Here is a 22,033-nt window from a genome sequence, read left to right on the forward strand (position 1 = left end):
CTGTCATTCGATCGGCAGGCGGCGGAAAATCCCGGCCGCCACGCCCCAGATCTCTGTCGACTCGGTGCAGCGGATCGGCTTGTGCTGATCGTTGCGCGAGTGAGGATCAAGAAACCACTCGTCGCCTTGCTTGCGCAGCTTCTTCAGCGTGATCCCACCATCGACCAGGGCCAGCACAACGCGACCATTGCGTTTGCGCCCCGCACGGTCGATGGCGATTATGTCACCATCAAAGATGCCCTCGACCTCTAGGCTATCGCCGGAAATCCGCCAGAAAAACGTCGATGACTCGTGGCGGATGATCCACGCCATCGGGTCCACCAAATCCTCAAGATCGTCGGCAGCGGGGGACGGGAAACCGGCAGGCACCCGCGACAAGGCCAGCGGCACAAGGCGCTGGACGATTTCGATGCTGACGGGTTCAAGGGTAAGGGACATGACAGCCAGAACAATACAGGAACACCACCCATAGCGCAGCGCCCCCCTAGGCCGTCAACCTGCAAATCTAGGAACGGTTAAATCGTGATGGGGATAAGTAAAAATGGCGGCCAATGATCTGCATTGGCGGTCGGCTCTATCACTCTGAGCTATAGCGTATTTTCGCGTCTGCTCCGAAGTATTGGACCCAGCGGTTCAACACGTCCCGTGTTTCAGCTTGTGCGCGGCCAATCTCGGACTGAAGGCAATTCAGATAGCCTTCCGAGTCCTCGATGTAGGTCTGATACTGGTCGCGCACGATCTCGCGCAACTCTGGATCATCGGTTGGCGGTGCATAGGCGTAGGGAGGTTCGGGAGGAAGGCACCCTTGCGCGACCGCGCAGGGTGCCGACAAGGCAAGTGCCACAATGGCGAGGCGGATGATCACGGGCGGAAGGACACGCGGGTGCTGCCAAAGCCGTAGCCATGATCCGTTCGATACCGCTGGACGCCGTTGGTGTATTCCGCCTCGGTGCCGGGTTCGACCGTGATCTGAACACGAAAGTTCTTATACTCGGGGGTAGATACGCCCGTGTAGTAGTAGCTGGAGTCGCTGTTGAAGCCACCGCCGTAACCGATGCGGCGGCGTTCGTCATAACAGAAAACCTTGACCTCAGTGCGGTTGTCGCCGTCTACGTTGCGGCTGAAATGCTTGTTCTTGCCCTCGGGGCAGATCCAAGCATCGGAGCTGGTGCGGTTCGCAAAGCTGTAGTCGATGTTGTAGTTGGAGTATTCCTCCCCATCAGACATGGTGCAGGTGCCCACGGGCGATTTACCATCGCGCAGTCGGTCAATCATGTGGTCGTAGGCATCGCCACAGGTCGCCGGAAAGCCGCCTGCCATACACAGGATCAGCTTGCAGTCGATGTCATAAGCTTTGGCCTCGGTCGGTGCGGTGAAAGCTGCAAATGCTGCGACGACCGGAAAGAGGGCGGCGCTGATGCTACGGGTAATGCGCATGTCGTTTCCTCATAATTCAATGAGGGGAGAATAGCAGATAAATCCAGCAATGCCAAAGCATTAGGGTTTATGGGTCAGAACATAGGTCCCGACTTCAAGAACCACTTTCTGATGTATAGCGGTGAGTTCAGCCACCCATTCTAGGCCCAACTCACCAATGTTTTTGTGCTTCCCTACTAAACGAGCGTCTTAGCTCAATCGTAGTGGGGGCCGTCCACGGTAATGCTGGACAGATCAAGCCCATCTTGCATCAGGACGACAGAGAACCGTTTGAAAAACGAATAGAACTTCTGCGGTGCCATATTAATGTCAACAGCACGGACCACTTTGGCTGGATCGTCAAAGCTGCCTTTTTGCAGGTATACCAAAACGCCGGGTTCGCACTCTTTCCCGTGGTTCCCCCCAACTGTCAAACGATAGCCGATCACCCTCTCATCGCTTGTGGCGAGTCCCTCGCCCACGAGATACTGACCCATTTCTTCGGTGTCTGACCTGTCTGCGGCGACAGTTCCTTTATAATCGTTATACTGAACAGAAGCTGTAAAATCGGACATATTTCACTCCCGGCTCTCTTTGATAGATCTAGCTGACCAAGCTATCGCACAGGCCGCGAGTATGACAGGCAGTTTCGGTTTCAGGGACGACAGCGAGCTATCGTCATGCGGCTACATCCGTAGCGGCGGGACAAATCTGAAACGGTCGTGCCGTTGTCCAGCTCCGCCCGAATGCTCTCCTTCTGAACCTCTGTTAGTCTGGCAGGCCGTCCGATGATCTTACCTTGGGATCGCGCACGAGACATGCCCGCATGTGTCCGCTCAATCAGCAATTCCCGCTCAAACTGCGCGACTGCATTTAAGATGGTCATGGTGAATTGTCCGGCTGGACTGGTGAGGTCACTGCCTCCCAAAGCAAGACAGTGAACACGAACCTGCATCCCGGCCAAAAGATTCACGGTCTGAGCCACGTCCATCGCATCACGTCCCAAGCGGTCCATCTTTGTGACCACTAAAATGTCGCCCTGCTCTAGCCTGTCGATCAGACGGGCAAACATCGGACGCTGTTGTGCAGGGACACTTCCCGAAACAGTTTCAGAAATGATCCGATGCTTGGGGATCGTGAAGCCAGCCCCCTCCAACTCCTGCACCTGATTTTCGATTGTCTGCTGGACGGTCGAGACACGGACATACGCGAAGGTGCGGGACATGGATTAAACCGTTCAATAGGGCTGGTCCTAAGTTACATGGTCAAAACACCCACACAAGTCCCGTTTTGAACACCGGCTCCGCCCCCTGTTCAAAACCGTTCGGTTTCGAACAGGGGAACATGATGGCGTCGAGCTCAATCGGACCTTCGAATGAGGGCGGGCGGCGCCGGCCCATAAAGCTCACTCGGGCGCTTCAACCCCAAGACGTTCCAGCATCGACTTCATCTCGGCAATTTCCTGCTCCTGAGCCGCGATGATCTTTTCGGCCATTTCCTGAGTCTCGTGATCCTTGCCTTGCTCAAGCTCGACCTTCGCCATGTCGATGGCAGACTGATGGTGCGGGATCATCATCAGGAGAAAATCCGCATCGGCATTACCCGAGGAGGTCATGCCGTTCATGGATTCCATCATGGTGTCCATGGTCGCCATGTAGTCAGCCATGGGGCCTTCCGCATGAGCGGAATGGTCCATGCTTGATTGGGCCGTGGCAGGCGTCGTCAGCAGCGCGGCCATGGTGGCGGCCATAATGGTCTTTTTAGTCAGCATTTGCAGGATCTCCGTCTTGCTGGGTTAAGGTCACCGGGGCTTTGGGTCAGAAATGGGCGACGCTGATAAAGCCCGATCCCATGAGCGCCATCCATACGGCCATAGCAATCATCATGAGGTTCTCGGTCAGGGAAACGAAGCCGAGCGGCACGTTGCTCGATCCCCCGACGCAGGCACATTTCAACTCGCGGCGGTCGATATAGACCGCCTTGAGGACCGAGGCCGCGCCAACCGTTCCGATGAACAAGGCCACGGGCACAGACAGCCAGTTCAGAACACCCGCGATCATCAGAATGCCCGCGAAGCCTTCGGCGAAGGGATAGATGTAGGAATAGGGCACCCATCGTTTCGCAAGCAGATCATAGTTCAGGAACATCGTAGCGAAGCTTTCGACGTTCTGGAGCTTCAGCAGGGCAAGGATGACCATGCTGAACGCGATGAACCATTCAGCGGCGCGCATCGTGAAGGGCGTGCCGTAGACTGCCAGGCTCGTCGCTAGGGCCATGAGCAGCGTCATGCCGAACAGGGCAATGATCGGTTTGTAGGTGGTGGCCTTCGGGTCGGCGACGGACTTGCCGAAGTGGCGGCGCAGGTCGTCATAGCCCCCGATCCGGTCAGGGCCGATGAACACCTGTGGGGTGGTCTTCACCTGATGGTCCGCCTTGAAGGCATCCGTCTCTGCACGTGTCGTCAGCCAACGGTCCTCGATCTCGTATCCTTGCCGTTTCAGAAGATCCCTGGCCTTCAGCCCGTAAGGACAGAGATGCTTATCCATGACCATGCGATAGAGCGTGGCAACTTTGGGGGTATGCAGTGTGGCAGTCATGGCATCCGGCTTTCATAGGTCTGGTCCGGATGCTATATGGGGTCCGTACTATAGTACGGAGTCAAGACATGAATCTGACAATTAAACGGTTTGCGGATGAAGCCGATGTTGGCGTCGAAACGGTTCGTTTTTACCAGCGGAAAGGACTGCTGGAAGTTCCCGAAAAGGAAAATCCCGCCGGAGGCATAAGGCGCTATGGTGAGGGGGATGTGCGGAGATTGCGATTCATCCGTAAAGCCCAGCGGGCGGGCTTCACTCTCGAAGAGATAAAGACGCTGATCGAGTTGGACGCGAATTATGATCATGAACGGGCTCATGCGTTCGCGACGGCACGCCTACGTGCCCTGGACGCACAGATATCCGAATTGGAAAAGGCACGTGCGTCTTTGCGGTACCTGGCGGAACAATGCAAGCATCAGACCTCTGGCCCATGCCCGATCATTGCCGCTTTCGAAGCCTGAGCGACACCGAAATAAGAAATCATGGATATCCTCACTCCGGTTTTAGGCTTGTTCAGCGCTGCGTTCTTGGCGGCGACCCTGCTCCCCGCTCAGTCTGAAGCACTGCTTTATTATCTGGTGCGACAGGGCGAAGTGGCTGTGCCTGTCCTGTTTATCGCGGCAACGGCCGGAAACGTTCTTGGCTCTATGGTCAACTGGGGTCTCGGTCGAGAACTCAAGCGCTTCGAGGGGCGTCGGTGGTTTCCCGTGACACCTGCAAGGAGGGCGCAGGCCGAAGGCTGGTATCGCAAATGGGGTCGGTGGAGCCTGCTCCTGACATGGGTGCCTGTCATCGGCGATCCACTTGCCTTAGTCGCTGGTGTCCTTCGCGAACCATTCTGGACGTTTGTGCTTTTGGTGACAGTATCGAAGGCTGGGCGGTATCTTCTGATCCTGGCTATCGCCTAAGATGCTGAACGTCGGCTCCGTCCCATTTTCGGCGCGCAGAGCCCTCAGCTGCCATTTGCACCCCCTTAACCTCTCGCATCTGCAGCAGTTCACTCGCTGAAATCTAACCGATCATCTCGCGGACATTACCATGCTCGCTTTGGCAATGCTCATGGTTGCCCAGCACTTCAATCACACGGCAATCTGCGATGGTGCCGCAGGCGCATTGGCGCAGCATGCGTTCCAGCTCGCCTTGTAGCGACGTCAGGCGCGCAATGCGCGTCTTCACCTCGGCAAGCTGACGTGCGGTGATCCGGTCTACCTCAGCGCAGGACTGGTCGGGATTGTCCGACAGGCTGAGCAGGTCCCGGATCGCCTCCAACGGGAATCCGAGATCGCGCGAATGGCGGATGAATACCAGCCGGTCGACGCTCGCATGTTCATAGACACGCTGGTTTCCGGCCGATCGGTCGGCCTGCGGCAGCATCCCGATTTCCTCGTAATAGCGGATGGTCGGCACCTTGACGCCTGTAGCATCGCTCAACTTTCCAATGCTCAGCATGAGAAACCTCTTGAACCTCTAGTTGCTTGAGGAAGTAGTTTCCTGATTCGATGGATGCAAGATGCGGGAATCCGAAGAATGGCAGAGCGGCGCGAATGGACGGTGACAGGCATGGATTGCGCATCCTGCACCACGAAGGTGACGCGGGCGCTGGAACGGATGCCGGGCGTCAGCGATGTGAAGGTCGCTCTTATGGCCGAACGCTTGACGCTGGATCTGGAGGATGCAGCGCAAGGGGCGCTGGTCGAGGATGCGGTGCGTAAACTGGGCTTCGGTATTGCGCCGAAAGGACAGGATGCCCTGCGCAAAAAGGCTTTCATCCTGCCAGATGCAGAAATCGCGGCACCCGCGGGTCTGCAACCGGCGGCCTGTTCCGACGGCTGCCACGGCACGCATGCAAAGCATGACGATTCCGCCCGCGATAAGCACGATGGTCATGGACACACCCATGACGATCCCCCCGATCGTGGAAAGCCGTGGTATCGCACTGCGAAGGGTAAGCTGGTGATCCTGACCGGCGCGCTTCTGGGCGCCGCCTGGGGGATCGAGCTGTTAACCTCGGCCGAGCTTGGCTACTGGGCTTTCCTATTGGCCTGCCTTATCGGCGTTGCCCCTGTAGCCAAACGCGCGTTCGAGGCGCTTCGGATGGGCCAGCCTTTCACCATCGAGGCACTGATGACCATCGCCGCCATCGGTGCGCTTGCCATTGGCGCGGCGGAAGAAGCCGCACTGGTCGTGTTCCTGTTCGCCGTCGGAGAGGTGCTGGAAGGCGTCGCCACCGGAAAGGCCCGCGAGGGGATCAAGGCTCTGGCCAACCTCGTCCCCAAGACCGCGTTGCTGGAGATCGAAGGCCAAACCCGCACCGTGCCCGCCGATACGCTGGAAATCGGCCAGACCGTGCTCGTCCGTCCCGGCGACCGCATTCCGGCGGATGGCGAGATCGCGGAAGGCACCAGCGGCATCGACGAAAGCCCGGTCACCGGAGAGAGTGTGCCACTGGCCAAAACCGTGGGCGATGCGGTCTTCGCGGGCTCCATCAACACAGAGGCGGCGCTCCGGATCCGTGTAACGCGCGAGCCGTCCGACAACACCATCGCCCGCATCGTCCGATTGGTGGAGGACGCCGAGGAGGCCCGCGCCCCTACCGAGCGGTTCATCGACCGCTTCAGCCGCTGGTATATGCCCGCTGTGGTCGCGATCGCCGCGCTGGTCATCGTCGTGCCGCCGCTGGCGATGGGGGGCGACTGGGGCACCTGGACCTATCGCGGGTTGGCGCTGCTATTGATCGGCTGCCCTTGCGCATTGGTGATCTCGGTGCCCGCGTCCATCGCATCCGCGCTGTCGGCGGGGGCGCGGCGGGGTCTGCTGATGAAGGGCGGCGCGGTGATCGAGGCAGCGGCGAAGACCACCCATGTCGCCTTCGACAAGACCGGAACCCTGACGCAAGGCAAGCCGGTGGTGACGGATATCGTTCCTGCGACCGGCATTGCAGAGGCGGACCTGCTGGCCGTCGCCGCTGCGGTCGAGACAGGATCGAGCCATCCGTTGGCGCAGGCGATCCTGGCCCGTGCTGGGGCGCTGGCCCTGCCATCGCGCGATGGCAGGGCCATCCCGGGCAAAGGGGTGGAGGCGATGGTGGACGGCGCTAAGGCTTGGGTCGCCTCGCCGCGTCATGCCTCGGATCTTGGCGGGATCGACGGGATAGCCCTGCGCCGTGCGGTGCAGCTTGAAGATGAGGGCAAGACCGTCGTCGCCGTCTTCCGGGAACGCCAGCCCCTTGGCCTGATCGCGCTGCGGGACGAGCCGCGCACCGATGCCGCCGATGCCGTGCGGCAACTCAAGGCGATGGGCGTCGAGGCGGTGATGCTGACGGGCGACAACGCCCGCACAGCAGCGGCCATCGCGGGAGGCCTCGGCCTCGGTCACCGGGCGGAGATGATGCCGGAGGACAAATTGACCGCCATCCGCGACATGGGCGCGAGCGTTATGATGGTGGGCGACGGGATCAACGATGCCCCTGCACTGAAGCAGGCTGGAATCGGTGTTGCCATGGGTTCCGGCACCGATGTCGCGTTGGAGACGGCGGATGCTGCGATCCTGCGCGACCGTGTGACGGACGCACCCGCGATGATCCGTCTTGCCCGTGCCACGATGGGCAACATCCGCCAGAACGTGACACTGGCGCTCGGGCTGAAGGCCGTGTTCCTCGTGACCTCGGTGCTGGGGATCACCGGCCTGTGGATCGCGATCCTTGCAGATACCGGTGCGACGGTGCTGGTCACGCTGAACGCACTGCGTCTGCTCCGCTTCGATCCGACGAAGGAGGCATGATGCTATCGCTTGGCATCCTTGCCGCCTATCTGCTGCTCTTCGCCCTTGGGACGACCGAGGTGACACGGGTGACGGGGCGCTCCGTCTGGCTGTTCGGCCGCGCGAAAGGGGTGGACAGGATTGCCGCCTTCGGATTCCGCGCCGCCTTCGCACTTGCATTCCTTGGCGGTGCATTGGTGCCGCAAGACGGGCTTTCCGTTGGCCCGGTCGTTGCTGCTTTCGGCGGCATGATCGCCTTTGCCTCGCAAATGTCGATGGGAAGCTCCTGGCGTGTCGGAGCCGTCGCGGGAGAGACGGGTGAGCTGGTCACGGGTGGCATGTTCCGCCACAGCCGGAATCCTACCTTTCTCGGTCAGGCGTTGCTGCTGGCAGGGGTTGCGACGTCGATCCCTTCCATCCCGACTGTCCTTGCAGTGCTCCTATTCCTCGCCTCCGCGTCGATTCAAGTTCGCAGCGAGGAACGCCTCCTTGCGGCGAACGAGACCTACAACCGGTGGGCGGCAGAGACACCGCGATGGCTGCCCCGCGGGCCATTGAGATCGGCGGTGCAAAAGTCGGCCACGGTAGCGGCGGAATAATCCGGCCGCGGGCGGAGTAAAATCCGGCCACCTATCTTCCTTCTGCATTGAATGCCGGAGGGCCTGGGGATCTACACCGTGGAACTTTATCTGAGAGTTCGTCTGGCTTGTTCTGAAGGAATGAGCCGGCGTCAGGCTGCGAAGCATTTCAACATATCGCGCGACAGTGTCGCCAAGATGGTGTCGTATTCGACGCCGCCTGGCTATCAGCGGCAGCTGCCGATCCGGCGGCCGAAGCTGGATGCGTTCGTCTCGACGATCGATCATTGGCTCAATGAGGATGTGAAGGTGCCGCGCAAGCAGCGCCACACGGCCAAGCGGGTATTCGACCGCCTTCGTGACGAGCGCGGGTTCACCGGCGGCTATACGATCATCAAGGATTACATGCGTGAGCGGGATCAGCGCCGCCAGGAGGTGTTCGTGCCGCTGGCGCATCCGCCGGGCCATGGGCAGGCCGATTTTGGCGAAGCGATGGTGGTCATCGGCGGTGTGAAGCGGAAAGCGCATTTCTTCGTGTTGGATCTGCCGCATAGCGATGGCTGCTATGTGCGGGCCTATCCGGCGGCGGTATCGGAAGCCTGGATAGATGGCCACATCCACGCGTTCCGGTTCTTCGGGGGCGTGCCGCAATCGATCGTCTACGACAACGACCGCTGCCTTGTCGCCAAGATCCTGCCCGACGGCACGCGCAAGCGTGCGGCGCTGTTCAGCGGGTTTTTGTCCCACTACCTGATCCGGGATCGTTATGGCCGGCCAGGCAAGGGCAACGACAAGGGCAATGTCGAGGGGCTCGTTGGTTATGCCAGACGCAACTTCATGGTACCGATCCCGCAGTTTCCAACATGGGAGACGTTCAACGTCTGGCTGGAGGAGCAATGCCGCAAGCGCCAGCGCGATAAACTACGCGGGGAGAACGAGACGATCGCAGAACGGCTGCAGCGCGATCTTGCTATAATGCGTATGTTACCGGCGTCGCCTTTTGATGCCTGCGATCAGGCCGGCGTCAAGGTCACGGCCCAGTCACTGGTGCGCTACAAGACTAACGATTATTCCGTGCCTGTGGCCTACGGCCATCAGGATGTCTGGGTTCGGGGCTACGTTGATGAGGTGGTGATTGGCTGCCGTGGCGAGATCATCGCCCGTCATCCCCGGAGCTGGGAACGGGAGGACGTCGTCTTCGATCCTGTGCATTACCTGCCGCTGATCGAGCAGAAGATCAACTCGCTGGATCAGGCCGCACCTTTGCAGGGCTGGGATTTGCCGGAAGAGTTCGCCACGCTGCGCCGGCTGATGGAAGGTCGCATGGCCAAGCATGGCCGGCGTGAGTATGTGCAGGTCCTGCGCTTGCTGGAAAGCTTCGATCTCGCTGACCTGCATGCGGCAGTGAAGCAGGCCCTGCAGCTCGGAGCTATCGGATTCGACGCCGTCAAACATCTGATCTTGTGCCGTGTTGAGCGCCGACCGCCTAAACTGGACCTGTCGATCTATCCCTATCTGCCGAGGGCAACAGTCGAAACGACATCGGCGAAAGCCTATATGCGCCTTCTGTCGTCGGATGCAGGAGAAGCAGCATGACCGCCGAAGCACCCGAGATCCTGCTTGCCCACTACCTCAAGACCCTGAAGTTGCCGACATTCCAGCGCGAGCACCAGAAACTGGCCCGGCTATGCGCCACCGAAGGCGCAGGTCACGTCGGATACCTCGGCTCTCCGAAAGGGAAATGATCGAACGCGATCGCCGCAAGGTCGAACGTCGGATCAAGGCGGCCAAATTCCCGGTCGTCAAAAGCCTGGATAGTTTTGACTTCACCGCCATCCCGAAGCTCAACAAGATGCAGGTGCTGGAACTGGCCCGATGTGAGTGGATAGAGCGACGCGAGAACGTCATCGCTCTCGGCCCCAGTGGAACGGGCAAGACGCATGTCGCACTCGGTCTCGGCTTGGCCGCCTGTCAGAAAGGCCTGTCCGTTGGCTTCACCACGGCCGCCGCTCTGGTCAGCGAGATGATGGAGGCGCGTGACGAGCGGCGACTCCTCCGCTTCCAGAAGCAGATGGCCGCCTACCAGCTACTCATCATCGACGAGTTGGGCTTCGTGCCGCTCTCCAAGACCGGCGCAGAGTTGCTGTTCGAGCTGATATCGCAGCGCTACGAGCGGGGCGCCACCCTGATCACCAGCAATCTTCCGTTTGACGAGTGGACGGAAACCCTGGGCTCCGAACGTCTGACGGGTGCCCTGCTGGACCGTATCACCCATCACGTCAGCATCCTCGAGATGAACGGCGACAGCTATCGTCTCGCCCAAAGCCGTGCCCGAAAGCCAGGCTGAAACCCTTCCCCGAAATCGCAACGCATGTATGAGACCCCCGCTCGGGCTCCGCCCTCCCGGAGGTCTCATACATGCGCCGAAGGTGGCCTGGTTTTACTCCGCCGAATGGCCGGTTTTTACTCCGGCGTTGACAGATGATGAGGCCCAATGCCAAAAGGGCGCACCCTGCGGCCAGCACGGGTCGTCCGCCAAAGCGCGCGATGGCTCCACCCACCTGTGGCGACACCATTCCGGCGCAGGCCAGTGCCGCCGAGATTGCACCCACCACCCACGGCAATGACCAGCCCGTATCTGCCACGATGGGCGCCGCGAGCACCGCCATCAGGTAGTAGCTGCTGCCCCAGGCGAATATCTGCACGATGCCAAGGGCGGAAATGACCGGCCAGCGTCGTGTCGTCACGTCGCGGACGTCTGATTGACACGCGCGGACAGTTCCGCCGCCGTCTCTTTCCGCTCGCTGTAACGGTCGGTCAGGTCGGGACGGTCACGGGTCAGGAGGGTAAAGCGCACGAGTTCCTCCATCACGTCCACGATCCGGTCATAGAAGGGGGTTGCGTGCATGCGCCCCGCTTCATCGAACTCCTGAAACGCTTTCGGAACGGAGGACTGGTTCGGGATCGTCACCATCCGCATCCAGCGCCCCAAGATGCGCATCTGGTTCAACGCGTTGAAGCTTTGCGAGCCGCCCGACACCTGCATCAGCGCCAGCGTCCGACCCTGAGTGGGGCGGACAGATCCGAGTGTCAGAGGGATCCAGTCGATCTGCGACTTCATCACGCCGGTCATCGCACCGTGCCGTTCGGGGCTGGTCCAGACCTGCCCCTCGGACCAGAGGCACAGATCGCGCAACTCCTGCACCTTGGGATGGTCGGCCCCGGCGTCATCCGGCAACGGCAAGCCATCGGCGTGGAAAATGCGCGTCTCGCAGCCGAAGTGGCGCAGCAACCGCTCGGCCTCAAGCGTAGCAAGGCGGCTGTAGGACCTTTCGCGCAACGAGCCATAGAGCAGGAGGATGCGCGGAGGGGGACCGTCGATCTGCGGCAGACGCAGGGCATCAGGTGACAGGTTCGGCAGGTCGGGGATCATGGGCGGGCTTCCTTCAACGCGGCATCATCCGGGAACCAGTGCCTGCCGAGGCGCAGGGCAACGCTGACAAGAAGGATCAGCACCGGCACCTCCACCAGCGGGCCGATGACGGCGGCAAAGGCGACGGGCGAGGCCAGACCGTAGGCCGCGATGGCGACGGCAATCGCCAGTTCGAAGTTGTTGCCCGCCGCCGTGAAGGCGATGGCCGTGGTGCGCGGATAGTCCTTGGCGATCCAGCGACCCATCGCAAAGCTGACGAGGAACTGCACGGCGAAGTAGATCACCAGCGGAACCGCAATCCGCAGCGCGTCCAGCGGCAGGCGCAACACGTCGCCGCCTTTGAGGCTGAACATGGCGACGATGGTGAACAGCAGAGCGACCAGCGTCAGCGGGCCGATCTTCGGCAAGAATGTGTCCTGATACCAGCGCTCGCCCTTGCGGGCGATCAGGACGCGGCGCGTCACGAAGCCCGCGAGGAAGGGCAGGCCGAGATAGATCAGCACGGCCTCGGTCACCGTCCAGAATCCTACGTCGATCACGCTGCCTTCCAGCCCGAACAGGGGCGGCAGGACAGTTAGGAAGAACCATGCGTAGGCTGAGAAGAACAGGATCTGGAAGATCGAGTTGAAGGCCACCAGCCCCGCGACATACTGGTTGTCGCCCCGTGCAAGCTGGTTCCAGACCAGCACCATGGCGATGCAGCGGGCAAGCCCGATCAGGATCAGGCCCGTCATGTATTCCGGCTGGTCGCGCAGGAAGATCACCGCCAGCACGAACATCAGCACCGGCCCAATGATCCAGTTTTGCACCAGCGACAACACCAGAACGCGCTTGTCGGCAAAGACCTGTGGCAGTTCTTCGTAGCGCACCTTCGCCAGCGGCGGATACATCATCAGGATCAGGCCGATGGCGATGGGAATGTTGGTGGAGCCGACCGACATGGCGTTCAGCGCATCCGGCAGGCCCGTGAACACAGAGCCGAGCAAGATGCCAAGCGCCATCGCCGCGAAGATCCACAGTGTCAGATAGCGGTCGAGGAAAGACAGGCGCTGCATCATGCGCTCCGCACGCGATTGCCCTGCTCGTCCACGACTTGCTCGCCATCTTCCTTGCTGAAGGCGGCTTGCTGTGCGGGCAGAAGGTCCAGCACGGCTTCGGACGGACGGCACAGCCGGACGCCCTGCGGGCTGACGACGATGGGCCGATTGATGAGGATCGGATGCGCCATCATCGCGTCGATCAGGGCATCATCAGGCAGCGCGGGATCATCCAGACCAAGGTCGGCATAGGGTATGCCCTTTGCGCGCAACAGGGCGCGGGGTGTGATCCCCATCCGTTCGATAAGCTGCACCAGCAACGCCCGCGACGGCGGCGTCTTCAGATACTCGACCACATGCGGCTCAATGCCCGCGTTGCGGATCATCGCCAGCGTATTGCGCGACGTGCCGCAGGCAGGGTTGTGATAGATCACGATGTCCATGGTCATACAGCCTCGGGCTTTGCGCTGGTCGAGCCTTCGGAACGACCGATTTGGTGAAGATGCGAGGTCAGGCTGGCAGAATCGAGGCTGGACACCGGCAGTTCCTTAAAAAGGCCAATGCGTGTTTTGACGTAACGAAGGGCTTCGATGAAGGCCAGTTCACGCTCCAACTCTGTCCCTTGGGCAGCAGCCGGGTCCGTGATGCCCCAATGGGCCGAGACAGGCTGGCCGGGCCAGAACGGGCAGACTTCTCCTGCCGCGTCGTCGCAGACCGTGAAGATGAAATCCATCTTCGGCGCATCGGGACCGGCAAATTCATCCCAGCTTTTCGAGCGCAATCCATCGGTCGGATAGTGGTAATTGCGCAGCAGGTTTAGGGCCATGGGATGCACATCGCCTTTCGGTTGGCTTCCAGCCGAAAAGGCACGGAAGCGACCCTCGCCGTCCTTGTTCAACACACTTTCCGCGATGATGGACCGGGCAGAGTTCCCCGTGCAGAGGAACAGGACATTGTAGATGGGATCAGACATTTTCTCTCTCCTTCGAGGGAAAGCAGGGGGAAGCATCCAAAGCGGGGGCACAGATTTCCGGATGGCCTTGGCAGCAGTCATGCAGCAGGAATTGGATCAAACCTGTGAAGGCCGGATAGACGGCGCTGTAGATGATGAAACGCCCGTCACGGCGGGACTGAACAAGGCCAGCATGTTCCAGATGGGTCAGGTGAAACGACAGACGCGAAGTGGTTGCGCCTATGACTTCACCGATAGAGCCCGCGGCCATGCCGTCCGGTCCGGCTTGGACGAGCAGACGCACGATACGAAGGCGGGTTTCCTGGGACAGAGCAGCAAAGGCGACAAGTGCGCGGTCTTCTTCCATCGAATCAACCTCTCAACGATTATTGATACAATGATTGGTGAAGGTCATCTGTGCAAGAGAGATTGATAGCTGGTTCGGCATAAAGCTTGCCATTCTTGTTCAACACCATCATTACAACACCAAAAGGATGGTTGTAATGAATCAGGATGAAGCTCTCCGTGGGTTTGCAGCGATTGCACAGGAAACGCGCCTGAGGATCATCCGGGCGCTGGTGACGGCCGGAGCGGATGGGCTTGCGTCTGGAGCCATTGCCGACAGCCTCGACGGCTCGCCTCAACGAACGTCCTTCCATCTGAAGGAGTTGGAGAATGCCGGGCTGATCCAGAGCCGCCGCGAAGGCAAATCCATCATCTACAGTGCAAAGTTCTCGGCGCTATCGTCCTTGGTGGCATTCCTCATGCACGACTGTTGCCACGGCCACTGCAAACACTGCGATGACGCCATCGCGCTGTTTGCAAAATGTGAAGGACGGCCAACAGGCCCGATCCACTGATCTTACCCTTCCCATAATGACTGTGGCTGGCGTCTGGACCACGGCAAGGAAATGACATGCGCGATATTCTCGAACGGCAACAGGTGTGGATCTACTTTGCGGCTGTCGCCCTTGCCGCGATCGTTGGATTTGCCGTGTCAGGCACAGGCGAACTGGAAGGCGCGATCAATCCCGCACTCGCCTTTATGCTGTTCGTCACCTTTCTGCAGGTGCCGTTGCCAGAGATTGGCCGAGGATTCCGAGAAACACGGTTTCTGGGTGCCCTTCTCGTCAGCAACTTCATCTGCGTTCCGATCCTTGCCTTCCTGCTGTCCCGCCTTGCCATAGACGACGCATTGCTGCGCCTTGGCATCCTCATGGTGCTGCTCACACCCTGCATCGATTACGTGATCACCTTTGCCCATTTGGGGCGGGCGGATGCACGACTGCTGCTGTCATCAACGCCGATCCTGCTGCTGGTGCAGATGGCCCTGCTGCCGATTTACCTGGGCGTATTCCTTGGCGACGAAGCTGCCGACCTCGTGCGTGTCGGCCCGTTCGTGCATGCGTTTGTGTGGCTGATCGCCGTGCCGCTGATCTGCGCGGGCACTGTCCAGCTTTGGGCCGCGCGACATACGACAGGACAGCGCGTCAGCGACATTCTGGGGCTTCTTCCGGTCCCCGCGACGGCTGTGGTCCTGTTCCTCGTCGTGGCCGCCACGGTTCCGGTTCTGGGAGCCGCCAGCCGTCATGCACTATCCGCCCTGCCCATCTACATCGCGTTTGCCGTCATCGCTCCATTCATCGGCTGGGGCGTTGCACGGGCCTTCGGGCTTCAACCTGTTGCAGGACGGGCTGTGTCCTTCTCGACAGCAACCCGAAACTCCCTTGTCGTGCTGCCGTTGGCCCTTGCTGTTCCGGGTGCGATCCCCGTGCTTCCGGCTGTGATCGTGACGCAGACTTTGGTCGAGCTGATAGCCGAGTTGGTTTACATCCGCGTTCTTCCACGCTTTGGGAAAAACGCGGATGAGGCGAAGGTTCATGCTTGCTGAATGGCAGGAATGTCCCATCCCATGCCATTCCTGCGGGCCACAGGCCCGCCACGGGTGCGGGGTCTGCTCGTGGGACCAAGCTGCCCTTCGCTGCATTGGCACCATAGTAAGCCTCCTGAGGCCGCTATGTGCTCGAAGCGGACATAGCTTCCCCAGCACTACTCGGTTTCGCCGATTGTCGTTACCGACACAAGTTCCGTCATATGACAACATACTGATGCAGCGCCGTGACGCCCCAGAAATTGATGCGCCAATCGCGTTAAGTAGGGAAATTACACCTAGAAGCCAAGTGTTACTGTATGAAATACCTGTTGAGCGTCGCGATCTAAACCCAGTATGTCAGCAAGATAGTCATCGACAGTCGCTGGTGTTATATGAGTTTTGACGCCATACGCTGTTGCAATGACGAGGAGATACTGCGCCATTCTGCCTACGTCGAAGTAAAGGTTGCGCAAAGCACGTTCGTGTCGGTAGCGCCACTGGAAACGCCGAAAATCAGCGGTTAATAGAATAGTGCAAGCTGCGGTCAGCGCCTGCTCATGGCCTATTAGCCCCTTACAAATTTCTTGCCGAAATAGTCCAGACCGATTTAGGCGAAGCCGATCTTGGCTGATACTGTAAAAATAGATACCGGCTTCAAGACCAGGCACATCAAAAATAGCAATGTACGGGTCGAACGCAAAACCCACACCGTGAAGAATATTATGAATATGCTCTTCAACATCCGGCACATGATAGCGGCGAGATACTGAGAAGCCGTTGGCCAACAAACCATGGAGTATTTCCGATGTTAGCTCGCCGTTAGAAGTCATCGAAAGTGTTGTTTTTCGCGACGCGAGAACATCTCCTACATTACACTTTGGTGGGATTGGTGCCGGCGCCCCTATGAAGCTGTTCTCACTGGCGTCCACGAGCTCGGGCAAGGGAAGTTCCTTGTCTACCAGCATCTGCTTAAGCGCATTGCACCGAAGATCTTCGTAGTTCTCGCCTTCATCAAGAAACGTGTCCCTAATAGACCAATGATAGTAGCTCAAGGCCAAGGCCCAGTTTCGCTCTTTCCAGTGGTTTAGACTCCCAGTAGCGCTTGCTGTCTTTGATTCTGCTGTAGGTCCGATGAGGTCGAGTGCCGTCAAAGCCTCAAGCTGTTTCTTACCAAGGCCTTTATCCGAAAAAAGTGCGTCGAGTAGATCTTGCTTCCGCATACGATAACGCTTTTGCTCAGATGCGTCACTAATTTGAACCTCTCCGAGCGGCTCAACTTTGTTGGGCCTTATCGTAACAAGTGGATTCCAATAGCTCATCAATCAGCCTCATAAACGAAGACTTTTGAATTTCTAGTGCGTTGGTTTCCAGAACCTCCGATCGCAGCGCCGTAGATTACGCCTTCAACAAGTGGATCCAATCTGAGAAGTTCTCCAACTTTTCGGTCATTGAGCCCATGTTGCACTAAACAGTTCACGCGAAGAGCTTTTGCAGAGATATCCATGGTCCCGCATATGTGCCCAACGTCCATGTAGATCGCCCGGAAGCTTCGTGGTTCCCGATACCGATACATGCTTCGCTCAAAGACGCTTGTCATCACGACGACGCCGTCGACAGCAAACGATGCTCGCAACGGCCCCGAAAATAGTTTCATCATTTGATCGTGAGAGTCTTCGAATTCTGCGATCCTATCAAGCGAAACATCGAGAACGTTATAGTGGTAAATGCCGGGATTAAGTCCCTCAATGGATGCGGCAAAAAGATAGGCTTCGGTTGGATGCCGCGACCCTCCAGAAGGACTAGTCTTGCCTATAGCATCGGCCATTAGGCGGGAATTGGTCGCGAGTTGGCGAGATCTCAGTTTTCCAAAAACTACAGATAGAAGTGCAAGGCATCGCGAGCGGTCTAAGCGCTCTAGACCAGGGTCGCCGTTCCACAAGTCTACGAAAGGCTCTTTGAGGTCTTGGAGCACGTCAGCGGCTAATGGCGCAGGAATGCGATTTGGCGCATCAGCAAAGTACTTCGCTCGCTCCAAGTCTGGTTCTGTTTGGACATACTGAACCATCCTTTGGTAATCAATTTCTCTTCCGTCTACCGAATAATCCGCAAACGGGTAATTTAATGTCGCGACGTGGTAGTCAGCAGAGTCAACCCAGCCATATTCGGCCCAAGCCTTAAACAGCGCAGAATATCGACAATGGTCTGTATCGTCTGGCGGCACTAGAAGACGGAGCTGACTGAGTTGCGCAACTGTCTCATCCAGGAGAGACCGATCCAAGGCATACCGATTAGCGAGTGCGGCGCAGATAGCCTCTACGTTGCCGCCGTCCATAAATGCAATCAGAACTGCAGTTGCAACTTGCGAGCATCGAAACCGTACGCAGCTTACCAAGTCAATCGCGAGCCATCCTGAGCCGTCGCCCGCGCTAGGATAGAGCCGCAACCCGCTGTGGGTTACCAGCTCATCGGTGCTCCAGTTCATTCTCACTGAGAATTCCACCGACGACTTTATTCAGAAGCATCTGATTCGTCTTTGGCTTGCTCCCTTAGAGTCCACGGTTCGGCTTTCATTTGCTTGAGAGCAGAAATTGGCTCCCCAAGTACCTCGATAATGAATATATCGCTTTTCTCACTGTCGCGACGGATCCGGACGAGGTCTTCACTGCTGTCAGGTGCGGTCATGGCGTTAGCTCCAATTAAATAAAAACGAGCAAACAATGCGATCAGTTTCTGCAGAGGGCAAACGAGAGCTGCAGGTAAAGATCGACCAGCCGATTGAGCCACAGAATTTCATTTCTAGCAAGAAAAACGTGATGGTTTGGAGGCGGCATAAGTAGCGAATGGCTTTTACGGTTGTGCGGGTACCGTGTTCAGGCCGTCGGGCTACTTTCTGTCCGAGCTTAATGTTGCGCCGCGCACGAATGTCCGAGGGGAGGTTGGAAGCGGTCCGCTGCACTTACAGGACTCTAGATCAACCTGACCGTCATCTATGGGCTCTTTGCGGTAGTTTTGCGTGACGAACGAGGCAGAGACGTCTGACACACTGTCGGTGCTTTCCGAAGTCCTTGCATCGTGCCGAGGCAGATCCGTCTGCGAATCTACAATCTTTGTGAACACCGCGCAAAACTACCTTTTGCGTCACGAAACTACCTCGTGCGTGTTCCGACATTCCCGTTTGCGCCCCTCTGCTCCGCCAGTGGCGAAGCCATCCGTGCTTTTCACTTTGGATGACCTCATGTCATCCGAAGGGCAAAGCAGGGTGGGCGCAGCCCGACCTGCGGCCGGACGGTGATCTGACACACGGGGCCGGAGCGGTGAAATTGGGAGGGACCCGCGCCGTGGCGCGGGAGGAACCGGATTTCTCCGTGGAGGCTGACGCGGAGCGGCACCAGAGCCCGTGTTCAGAGCGTCGGCCGGATGGCAGGCGGACCAAGCGAACAGAAAAGGTGTCAGGCGCGCCAGAGCGGAGCGGAGGCGCGGCTGTCCTTCGGATCAGCGATCGCGGCCTCTACCGCGATCTCCGCATCAGCTTCCGTCGTTGCAGGGCAGGGGGTTANCTCTACCGCGATCTCCGCATCAGCTTCCGTCGTTGCAGGGCAGGGGGTTAAGGTGGAAAAGAGCCCAATTTGCGGTCGTTCGCGCTTTGCTGTAATCCTTCTGCATGAGCACATGGCGTCCTGCATCTAGAATACGGCTCAAGGCGTTGGGCCTGCATTGGCGCGACGGTCGGCTGCTTGCGGCTGAAGTTCTCGATGACGCGGGGCGCGTGAAAGGCGTGCTGCCTCTCGGTGGAACAGTCGAGTTTGGCGAAACGGTAGAGGTTGCTGTCGTTCGAGAGTTCCAAGAGGAACTAGGGATCACGGTGAAAGCTGTTTCACCCCCTACGTTCATGGAGAACATTTTCGTTCATGAAGGCAGTCTTGGACATGAGATTGTTGCAATCTTCGACGTGTCTTTTCCGCCCAACACCCTTGTCGCAGAAGAGCGCATCCAATTCACTGAAGACAGTGGGACCATATGCTTCGCGGAATGGTTCTCGCTGGATAGCTTAGATCTTCCAGATGGCCCGCAGCTTTATCCTTCAGGACTGAAAGCGCATCTTCTCGGGAAAGGCTGACCGGCAGCTCCGCCCCACGAGCAGACTCCGCGCCGGTTGCGTGTCGGGTGCTACTCTGAACCGGTGAGGATGGGACTGAGCCGACATAGATCGGCCGTAGCGCAATCGTGGCTAGACGGCTTATGCTTGCGAGGTAAGCTCGGATAGTGTTGCCGTTGCGCTAGTTTTCTAAGACCATCGCTTGCAAGCAAGGAGTCAGGCCCGTGCCCAGAACGTTGGGAGTGCCAACGAAGAGGTGGGATTGAAAGGTGGCAGATAACTCGTTTGTTCATCCCGATAGTCATGCCTTGGACGATTGGCCCCTTTACGGTCCGCAGGATGAACGGATTGCGATGATGGTAAGCCGGCTTGCACACGATGGCGGGATGCGGCTCGACGATATAGAAGCGTTGATTGTAGGTGTGCTCGAGGACCAAATTAAGTTGTTGAGCAAAGATAAGTAAATCGAATAAAGGCTGGTGACTTGCCCCCCGGAACGTCCCTCGGTTTGATGTAGAGTTTGCTTCACCACTGCGCTGCTCCCCAACCTTGGACCGCCGGATACTGGAGTTTTCCGGCTTGGTCATGGCGACGGGCTGGCTGCGTCGCCGGGATAGTGCATCGCGATCAGGACGTTATATCCGATCGCGCTGTAGGGTCGGTCTTCATTGTAGTGTCGACGCCAATCCTCCTGCTTTTCCCGTGCATCCGCAAGGCTCATGAACCAGTGCACGTTCAGGCATTCGGACCGGAGCTTGCTGTTGAACGCCTCGATGAAGCCGTTATCCGTTGGCTTGCCGGGGCGTGAGAAGTCCAGGGTGACGTCGTTGGCATAGGCCCACAGATCGAGGTCTCGGGAAATGAATTCACTGCCGTTCTCGACCCGGATCGTCCTGGGATAGCCGAGTTGGGCGCAGACCCGTTCCAATGTCTGGACCACATCTTTGCCGCGGTAGGTGAAGCGCGGATCGGCAGCCGGACAGAAGCGGGAATGCGTATCGATGATCGTCAGGATGCGCAGCTTGTTGCCCAGGGCCAGCTGGTCATGGACAAAATCCTTGGCCCAGACATCGTTCGGCCCGAGGGCCTCGGCGCGATCCTCGCGCAGCGTCGCCTTGACCCGCCGCTTCGGATGCTTGTTGCGCAACTGGAGACCCAACTCGTTGTAAATCCTTCGGGTCTTCTTGATGTTCACCTGCCAACCCTCCCGTCGCAGCAAGACGTGGATGCGCCGGTATCCGTATCGCACCCGCGTTTGGCAGATCTCCCTGATCCTCAGTTCCAAGGCGGCCTGCCCGGTTCGGCGGGATTTGTAATGGTAGCTCGATGGGTCGAAGCGCAGGGCCCCACACGCCCGGCGGATCGACACACCCCAGTCCACCAACATCCCATCAACCAGTTCCCGTGTGCGGGCAGGCCTCAAAGCTTTCGGCGGATGACGTCCGTTCGCATGTTCTCTCGAACCGATGGCGTTCACATGCTCACCATCTCCCGGTCCAGCGTCAGGTCAGCCACGATCTTCTTCAGCCGGCTGTTCTCGTCTTCCAGCGCCTTCAGCCGCCGCATCTCGTCCGGCAGCAGCCCGCCATAGCGCTTCTTCCAGTTGAAGTAGGTCGCCTGGCTGATCCCGGCCTTGCGGCAGATCTCCGCGACCGGCGTTCCCTCCTCGCCCTGCTTCAGGATGAACGCCTTCTGCGCCTCCGTGAACTTCGATGCCTTCATCGTTCAGCTCCTCTCCCAGCCAGGAAAGATTAGCCGAAAACTCCAGCTTCAAACGGTCCAGTTCTCAGGGGGCAGAGCACGTGTATGACTTTGCTAAGCGGTCGAAGCGGACGTTTGCCCTGCCACCATGTATCAGCCGCGCTGTACCAAGTGCCCGGCCATCTTTACCAAGGGTAGGTCCTGAAGGACTGAGACGAACAGAACGCAAATCAGAACAAAGGAACCGACAAAGGCATAGTCTATGCCTCCGATTTCTACACCGAATGGGACGCTCAGGGCAACGGCAACCGTTTTCAGGGCAAAATAGAACGTCGCGGTCATGTAGACATGGTCGCGGAGGGTCATCAAAATGCGCGCAGGCTTGGTGTAGTTTTTAGCTCTGAAGGCTCGACACTCCTGCCGAGTCTTGGCCCAGTACGAACCCTTGTCGGTTTCGAGACTGTCCCTCCCGTCATTTCCCGACATCCCCTCGGGCTCCTGCGGTATCGGACGATGATCACAGTTCGCTTCTGGGATGGAAGCCGTTGAAGCGGCCTCTAGCAGGCTGCTGAAAAACTCCTGCCTCGACGC

At 58.7% G+C, this 22,033-nt stretch carries 26 protein-coding genes and 1 pseudogene; 10 read left to right on the forward strand and 17 right to left on the reverse strand.

The annotated features are described in order from the left end of the window. Window positions 1-3: 3 nt before the first annotated feature. From E2K76_RS18070 to E2K76_RS18095, 6 genes are all read right to left on the reverse strand, one after another. Window positions 4-438: a LexA family protein gene (locus E2K76_RS18070; protein WP_136685843.1), complete on the reverse strand. Its 435-nt coding sequence runs from the start codon at window positions 436-438 to the stop codon at window positions 4-6. Between the two features lie 423 nt (window positions 439-861). Further along, window positions 862-1,437 carry a hypothetical protein gene (locus E2K76_RS18075; protein WP_136685844.1) on the reverse strand — a complete coding sequence of 192 codons (576 nt, stop codon included), beginning with the start codon at window positions 1,435-1,437 and terminating at the stop codon, window positions 862-864. A gap of 194 nt (window positions 1,438-1,631) precedes the next feature. Next, window positions 1,632-1,991, reverse strand: coding sequence for a hypothetical protein (locus tag E2K76_RS18080; RefSeq protein WP_136685845.1), 360 nt, complete (start codon window positions 1,989-1,991; stop codon window positions 1,632-1,634). Between the two features lie 80 nt (window positions 1,992-2,071). Continuing rightward, complete coding sequence (locus tag E2K76_RS18085) at window positions 2,072-2,641, reverse strand: recombinase family protein (RefSeq protein WP_136685846.1); 570 nt, start codon at window positions 2,639-2,641, stop codon at window positions 2,072-2,074. A 180-nt stretch (window positions 2,642-2,821) separates the two neighbouring features. Continuing rightward, window positions 2,822-3,187, reverse strand: a complete 366-nt coding sequence (locus E2K76_RS18090; protein ID WP_220432298.1) for a DUF305 domain-containing protein — start codon at window positions 3,185-3,187, stop codon at window positions 2,822-2,824. Between the two features lie 46 nt (window positions 3,188-3,233). Further along, the gene (locus E2K76_RS18095; protein ID WP_136685847.1) at window positions 3,234-4,013 is read right to left on the reverse strand and encodes a glutaredoxin family protein; all 780 of its coding nucleotides are present in this window, start codon (window positions 4,011-4,013) and stop codon (window positions 3,234-3,236) included. Window positions 4,014-4,081: 68 nt separating this feature from the next. Here E2K76_RS18095 and E2K76_RS18100 point away from each other — a divergent pair, with 68 nt between their 5' ends. Both E2K76_RS18100 and E2K76_RS18105 read left to right on the forward strand, forming a co-directional pair. Next, a complete protein-coding gene (locus tag E2K76_RS18100; RefSeq protein WP_136685848.1) occupies window positions 4,082-4,474 on the forward strand; it encodes a MerR family transcriptional regulator in 393 nt (130 codons plus the stop codon). 21 nt (window positions 4,475-4,495) lie between these two features. Next, window positions 4,496-4,921 (forward strand): YqaA family protein, encoded by a 426-nt coding sequence (locus tag E2K76_RS18105; RefSeq protein ID WP_136685849.1) that lies wholly within the window; start codon window positions 4,496-4,498, stop codon window positions 4,919-4,921. A gap of 103 nt (window positions 4,922-5,024) precedes the next feature. On the opposite strand, the gene E2K76_RS18110 is transcribed toward E2K76_RS18105, so the two are convergent. Then, complete coding sequence (locus E2K76_RS18110) at window positions 5,025-5,462, reverse strand: MerR family transcriptional regulator (protein ID WP_136685850.1); 438 nt, start codon at window positions 5,460-5,462, stop codon at window positions 5,025-5,027. 78 nt (window positions 5,463-5,540) lie between these two features. Between E2K76_RS18110 and E2K76_RS18115 the strand changes: the two genes are divergently transcribed. From E2K76_RS18115 to E2K76_RS21020, 5 genes and pseudogenes are all read left to right on the forward strand, one after another. Further along, entirely contained in the window at window positions 5,541-7,793 is a 2,253-nt protein-coding gene (locus E2K76_RS18115) for a heavy metal translocating P-type ATPase (RefSeq protein WP_136685851.1), read from the forward strand. Then, window positions 7,790-8,371 carry a methyltransferase family protein gene (locus E2K76_RS18120; RefSeq protein WP_136685852.1) on the forward strand — a complete coding sequence of 194 codons (582 nt, stop codon included), beginning with the start codon at window positions 7,790-7,792 and terminating at the stop codon, window positions 8,369-8,371. The genes E2K76_RS18115 and E2K76_RS18120 overlap by 4 nt, the downstream gene beginning before the upstream one ends. Before the next feature lie 78 nt (window positions 8,372-8,449). Further along, a complete protein-coding gene (gene istA, locus E2K76_RS18125) occupies window positions 8,450-9,946 on the forward strand; it encodes an IS21 family transposase (protein WP_136685853.1) in 1,497 nt (498 codons plus the stop codon). After that, a pseudogene (gene istB / locus E2K76_RS18130) lies at window positions 9,943-10,697 on the forward strand (IS21-like element helper ATPase IstB). Before istA ends, istB begins: the two are co-directional and overlap by 4 nt. Window positions 10,698-10,897: 200 nt before the next feature. Further along, window positions 10,898-11,026, forward strand: a complete 129-nt coding sequence (locus tag E2K76_RS21020) for a hypothetical protein (protein WP_281280749.1) — start codon at window positions 10,898-10,900, stop codon at window positions 11,024-11,026. Window positions 11,027-11,093: 67 nt separating this feature from the next. Here E2K76_RS21020 and arsH read toward each other — a convergent pair whose 3' ends face one another. The 5 genes from arsH to E2K76_RS18160 all read right to left on the reverse strand — a co-directional run bounded on the left by arsH (window position 11,094) and on the right by E2K76_RS18160 (window position 14,139). After that, complete coding sequence (arsH, locus tag E2K76_RS18140; protein ID WP_449265782.1) at window positions 11,094-11,780, reverse strand: arsenical resistance protein ArsH; 687 nt, start codon at window positions 11,778-11,780, stop codon at window positions 11,094-11,096. Further along, on the reverse strand, window positions 11,780-12,838 hold the full coding sequence (gene arsB, locus E2K76_RS18145; protein WP_136685855.1) for an ACR3 family arsenite efflux transporter: 1,059 nt from the start codon (window positions 12,836-12,838) through the stop codon (window positions 11,780-11,782). The genes arsH and arsB overlap by 1 nt, the downstream gene beginning before the upstream one ends. Then, complete coding sequence (arsC, locus tag E2K76_RS18150) at window positions 12,838-13,263, reverse strand: arsenate reductase (glutaredoxin) (protein ID WP_136685868.1); 426 nt, start codon at window positions 13,261-13,263, stop codon at window positions 12,838-12,840. The genes arsB and arsC overlap by 1 nt, the downstream gene beginning before the upstream one ends. 2 nt (window positions 13,264-13,265) lie before the next feature. Beyond that, window positions 13,266-13,721, reverse strand: a complete 456-nt coding sequence (locus E2K76_RS18155) for an arsenate reductase ArsC (RefSeq protein ID WP_449265783.1) — start codon at window positions 13,719-13,721, stop codon at window positions 13,266-13,268. Between the two features lie 64 nt (window positions 13,722-13,785). After that, window positions 13,786-14,139, reverse strand: a complete 354-nt coding sequence (locus tag E2K76_RS18160) for an ArsR/SmtB family transcription factor (protein ID WP_136685857.1) — start codon at window positions 14,137-14,139, stop codon at window positions 13,786-13,788. A gap of 37 nt (window positions 14,140-14,176) precedes the next feature. Here E2K76_RS18160 and E2K76_RS18165 point away from each other — a divergent pair, with 37 nt between their 5' ends. Together E2K76_RS18165 and E2K76_RS18170 are read left to right on the forward strand one after the other, a co-directional pair. Continuing rightward, window positions 14,177-14,632: an ArsR/SmtB family transcription factor gene (locus E2K76_RS18165; protein ID WP_342773660.1), complete on the forward strand. Its 456-nt coding sequence runs from the start codon at window positions 14,177-14,179 to the stop codon at window positions 14,630-14,632. Between the two features lie 56 nt (window positions 14,633-14,688). Next, window positions 14,689-15,663 carry an arsenic resistance protein gene (locus E2K76_RS18170; protein WP_136685858.1) on the forward strand — a complete coding sequence of 325 codons (975 nt, stop codon included), beginning with the start codon at window positions 14,689-14,691 and terminating at the stop codon, window positions 15,661-15,663. A gap of 278 nt (window positions 15,664-15,941) precedes the next feature. Here the strand turns inward: E2K76_RS18170 and E2K76_RS18175 are convergent, their stop codons facing one another. From E2K76_RS18175 to E2K76_RS20465, 3 genes are read right to left on the reverse strand one after another with little or no spacing between them, the layout of a single operon-like run. Then, window positions 15,942-16,964, reverse strand: coding sequence for a SagB/ThcOx family dehydrogenase (locus E2K76_RS18175; RefSeq protein WP_136685859.1), 1,023 nt, complete (start codon window positions 16,962-16,964; stop codon window positions 15,942-15,944). After that, the gene (locus E2K76_RS18180; protein WP_136685860.1) at window positions 16,964-18,127 is read right to left on the reverse strand and encodes a SagB/ThcOx family dehydrogenase; all 1,164 of its coding nucleotides are present in this window, start codon (window positions 18,125-18,127) and stop codon (window positions 16,964-16,966) included. The genes E2K76_RS18175 and E2K76_RS18180 overlap by 1 nt, the downstream gene beginning before the upstream one ends. A 26-nt stretch (window positions 18,128-18,153) precedes the next feature. Further along, window positions 18,154-18,327: a hypothetical protein gene (locus E2K76_RS20465; protein ID WP_169053381.1), complete on the reverse strand. Its 174-nt coding sequence runs from the start codon at window positions 18,325-18,327 to the stop codon at window positions 18,154-18,156. A gap of 1,021 nt (window positions 18,328-19,348) precedes the next feature. On the opposite strand from E2K76_RS20465, the gene E2K76_RS18185 reads away from it, so the two are divergent. Then, window positions 19,349-19,762: an NUDIX hydrolase gene (locus E2K76_RS18185; protein WP_246033016.1), complete on the forward strand. Its 414-nt coding sequence runs from the start codon at window positions 19,349-19,351 to the stop codon at window positions 19,760-19,762. A gap of 562 nt (window positions 19,763-20,324) precedes the next feature. Here the strand turns inward: E2K76_RS18185 and E2K76_RS18195 are convergent. Both E2K76_RS18195 and E2K76_RS18200 read right to left on the reverse strand, forming a co-directional pair. Next, window positions 20,325-21,463 (reverse strand): IS3 family transposase gene (locus E2K76_RS18195; protein WP_394343941.1). Its coding sequence is split into 2 segments (ribosomal slippage): window positions 20,325-21,226 and window positions 21,226-21,463, totalling 1,140 coding nucleotides; the frame shifts between segments, so codons are not numbered across the junction. Window positions 21,464-21,595: 132 nt separating this feature from the next. Next, a partial coding sequence (locus tag E2K76_RS18200; RefSeq protein WP_220432299.1) for a hypothetical protein occupies window positions 21,596-22,033 on the reverse strand: 438 nt, incomplete at its 5' end.

The organism is Falsirhodobacter xinxiangensis (assembly GCF_004959935.1).
Classification (GTDB): domain Bacteria; phylum Pseudomonadota; class Alphaproteobacteria; order Rhodobacterales; family Rhodobacteraceae; genus Falsirhodobacter; species Falsirhodobacter xinxiangensis.

Excerpts from the sequence above, each read along its gene's own strand:
- E2K76_RS18090 (WP_220432298.1), bottom strand. The coding sequence starts at position 3,187 with ATGCTGACTAAAAAGACCATTATGGCCGCCACCATGGCCGCGCTGCTG.
- E2K76_RS18080 (WP_136685845.1), bottom strand. The coding sequence starts at position 1,991 with ATGTCCGATTTTACAGCTTCTGTTCAGTATAACGATTATAAAGGAACT.
- E2K76_RS20465 (WP_169053381.1), bottom strand. The coding sequence starts at position 18,327 with ATGACCGCACCTGACAGCAGTGAAGACCTCGTCCGGATCCGTCGCGAC.
- E2K76_RS18100 (WP_136685848.1), top strand. The coding sequence starts at position 4,082 with ATGAATCTGACAATTAAACGGTTTGCGGATGAAGCCGATGTTGGCGTC.
- E2K76_RS18170 (WP_136685858.1), top strand. The coding sequence starts at position 14,689 with ATGCGCGATATTCTCGAACGGCAACAGGTGTGGATCTACTTTGCGGCT.
- E2K76_RS21020 (WP_281280749.1), top strand. The coding sequence starts at position 10,898 with ATGGCTCCACCCACCTGTGGCGACACCATTCCGGCGCAGGCCAGTGCC.
- E2K76_RS18180 (WP_136685860.1), bottom strand. The coding sequence starts at position 18,127 with ATGAACTGGAGCACCGATGAGCTGGTAACCCACAGCGGGTTGCGGCTC.
- E2K76_RS18160 (WP_136685857.1), bottom strand. The coding sequence starts at position 14,139 with ATGGAAGAAGACCGCGCACTTGTCGCCTTTGCTGCTCTGTCCCAGGAA.
- E2K76_RS18115 (WP_136685851.1), top strand. The coding sequence starts at position 5,541 with ATGGCAGAGCGGCGCGAATGGACGGTGACAGGCATGGATTGCGCATCC.
- E2K76_RS18120 (WP_136685852.1), top strand. The coding sequence starts at position 7,790 with ATGATGCTATCGCTTGGCATCCTTGCCGCCTATCTGCTGCTCTTCGCC.
- E2K76_RS18095 (WP_136685847.1), bottom strand. The coding sequence starts at position 4,013 with ATGACTGCCACACTGCATACCCCCAAAGTTGCCACGCTCTATCGCATG.
- E2K76_RS18110 (WP_136685850.1), bottom strand. The coding sequence starts at position 5,462 with ATGCTGAGCATTGGAAAGTTGAGCGATGCTACAGGCGTCAAGGTGCCG.
- E2K76_RS18085 (WP_136685846.1), bottom strand. The coding sequence starts at position 2,641 with ATGTCCCGCACCTTCGCGTATGTCCGTGTCTCGACCGTCCAGCAGACA.
- arsC (WP_136685868.1), bottom strand. The coding sequence starts at position 13,263 with ATGGACATCGTGATCTATCACAACCCTGCCTGCGGCACGTCGCGCAAT.
- E2K76_RS18075 (WP_136685844.1), bottom strand. The coding sequence starts at position 1,437 with ATGCGCATTACCCGTAGCATCAGCGCCGCCCTCTTTCCGGTCGTCGCA.
- E2K76_RS18070 (WP_136685843.1), bottom strand. The coding sequence starts at position 438 with ATGTCCCTTACCCTTGAACCCGTCAGCATCGAAATCGTCCAGCGCCTT.
- E2K76_RS18175 (WP_136685859.1), bottom strand. The coding sequence starts at position 16,964 with ATGAGCTATTGGAATCCACTTGTTACGATAAGGCCCAACAAAGTTGAG.
- arsB (WP_136685855.1), bottom strand. The coding sequence starts at position 12,838 with ATGCAGCGCCTGTCTTTCCTCGACCGCTATCTGACACTGTGGATCTTC.
- E2K76_RS18105 (WP_136685849.1), top strand. The coding sequence starts at position 4,496 with ATGGATATCCTCACTCCGGTTTTAGGCTTGTTCAGCGCTGCGTTCTTG.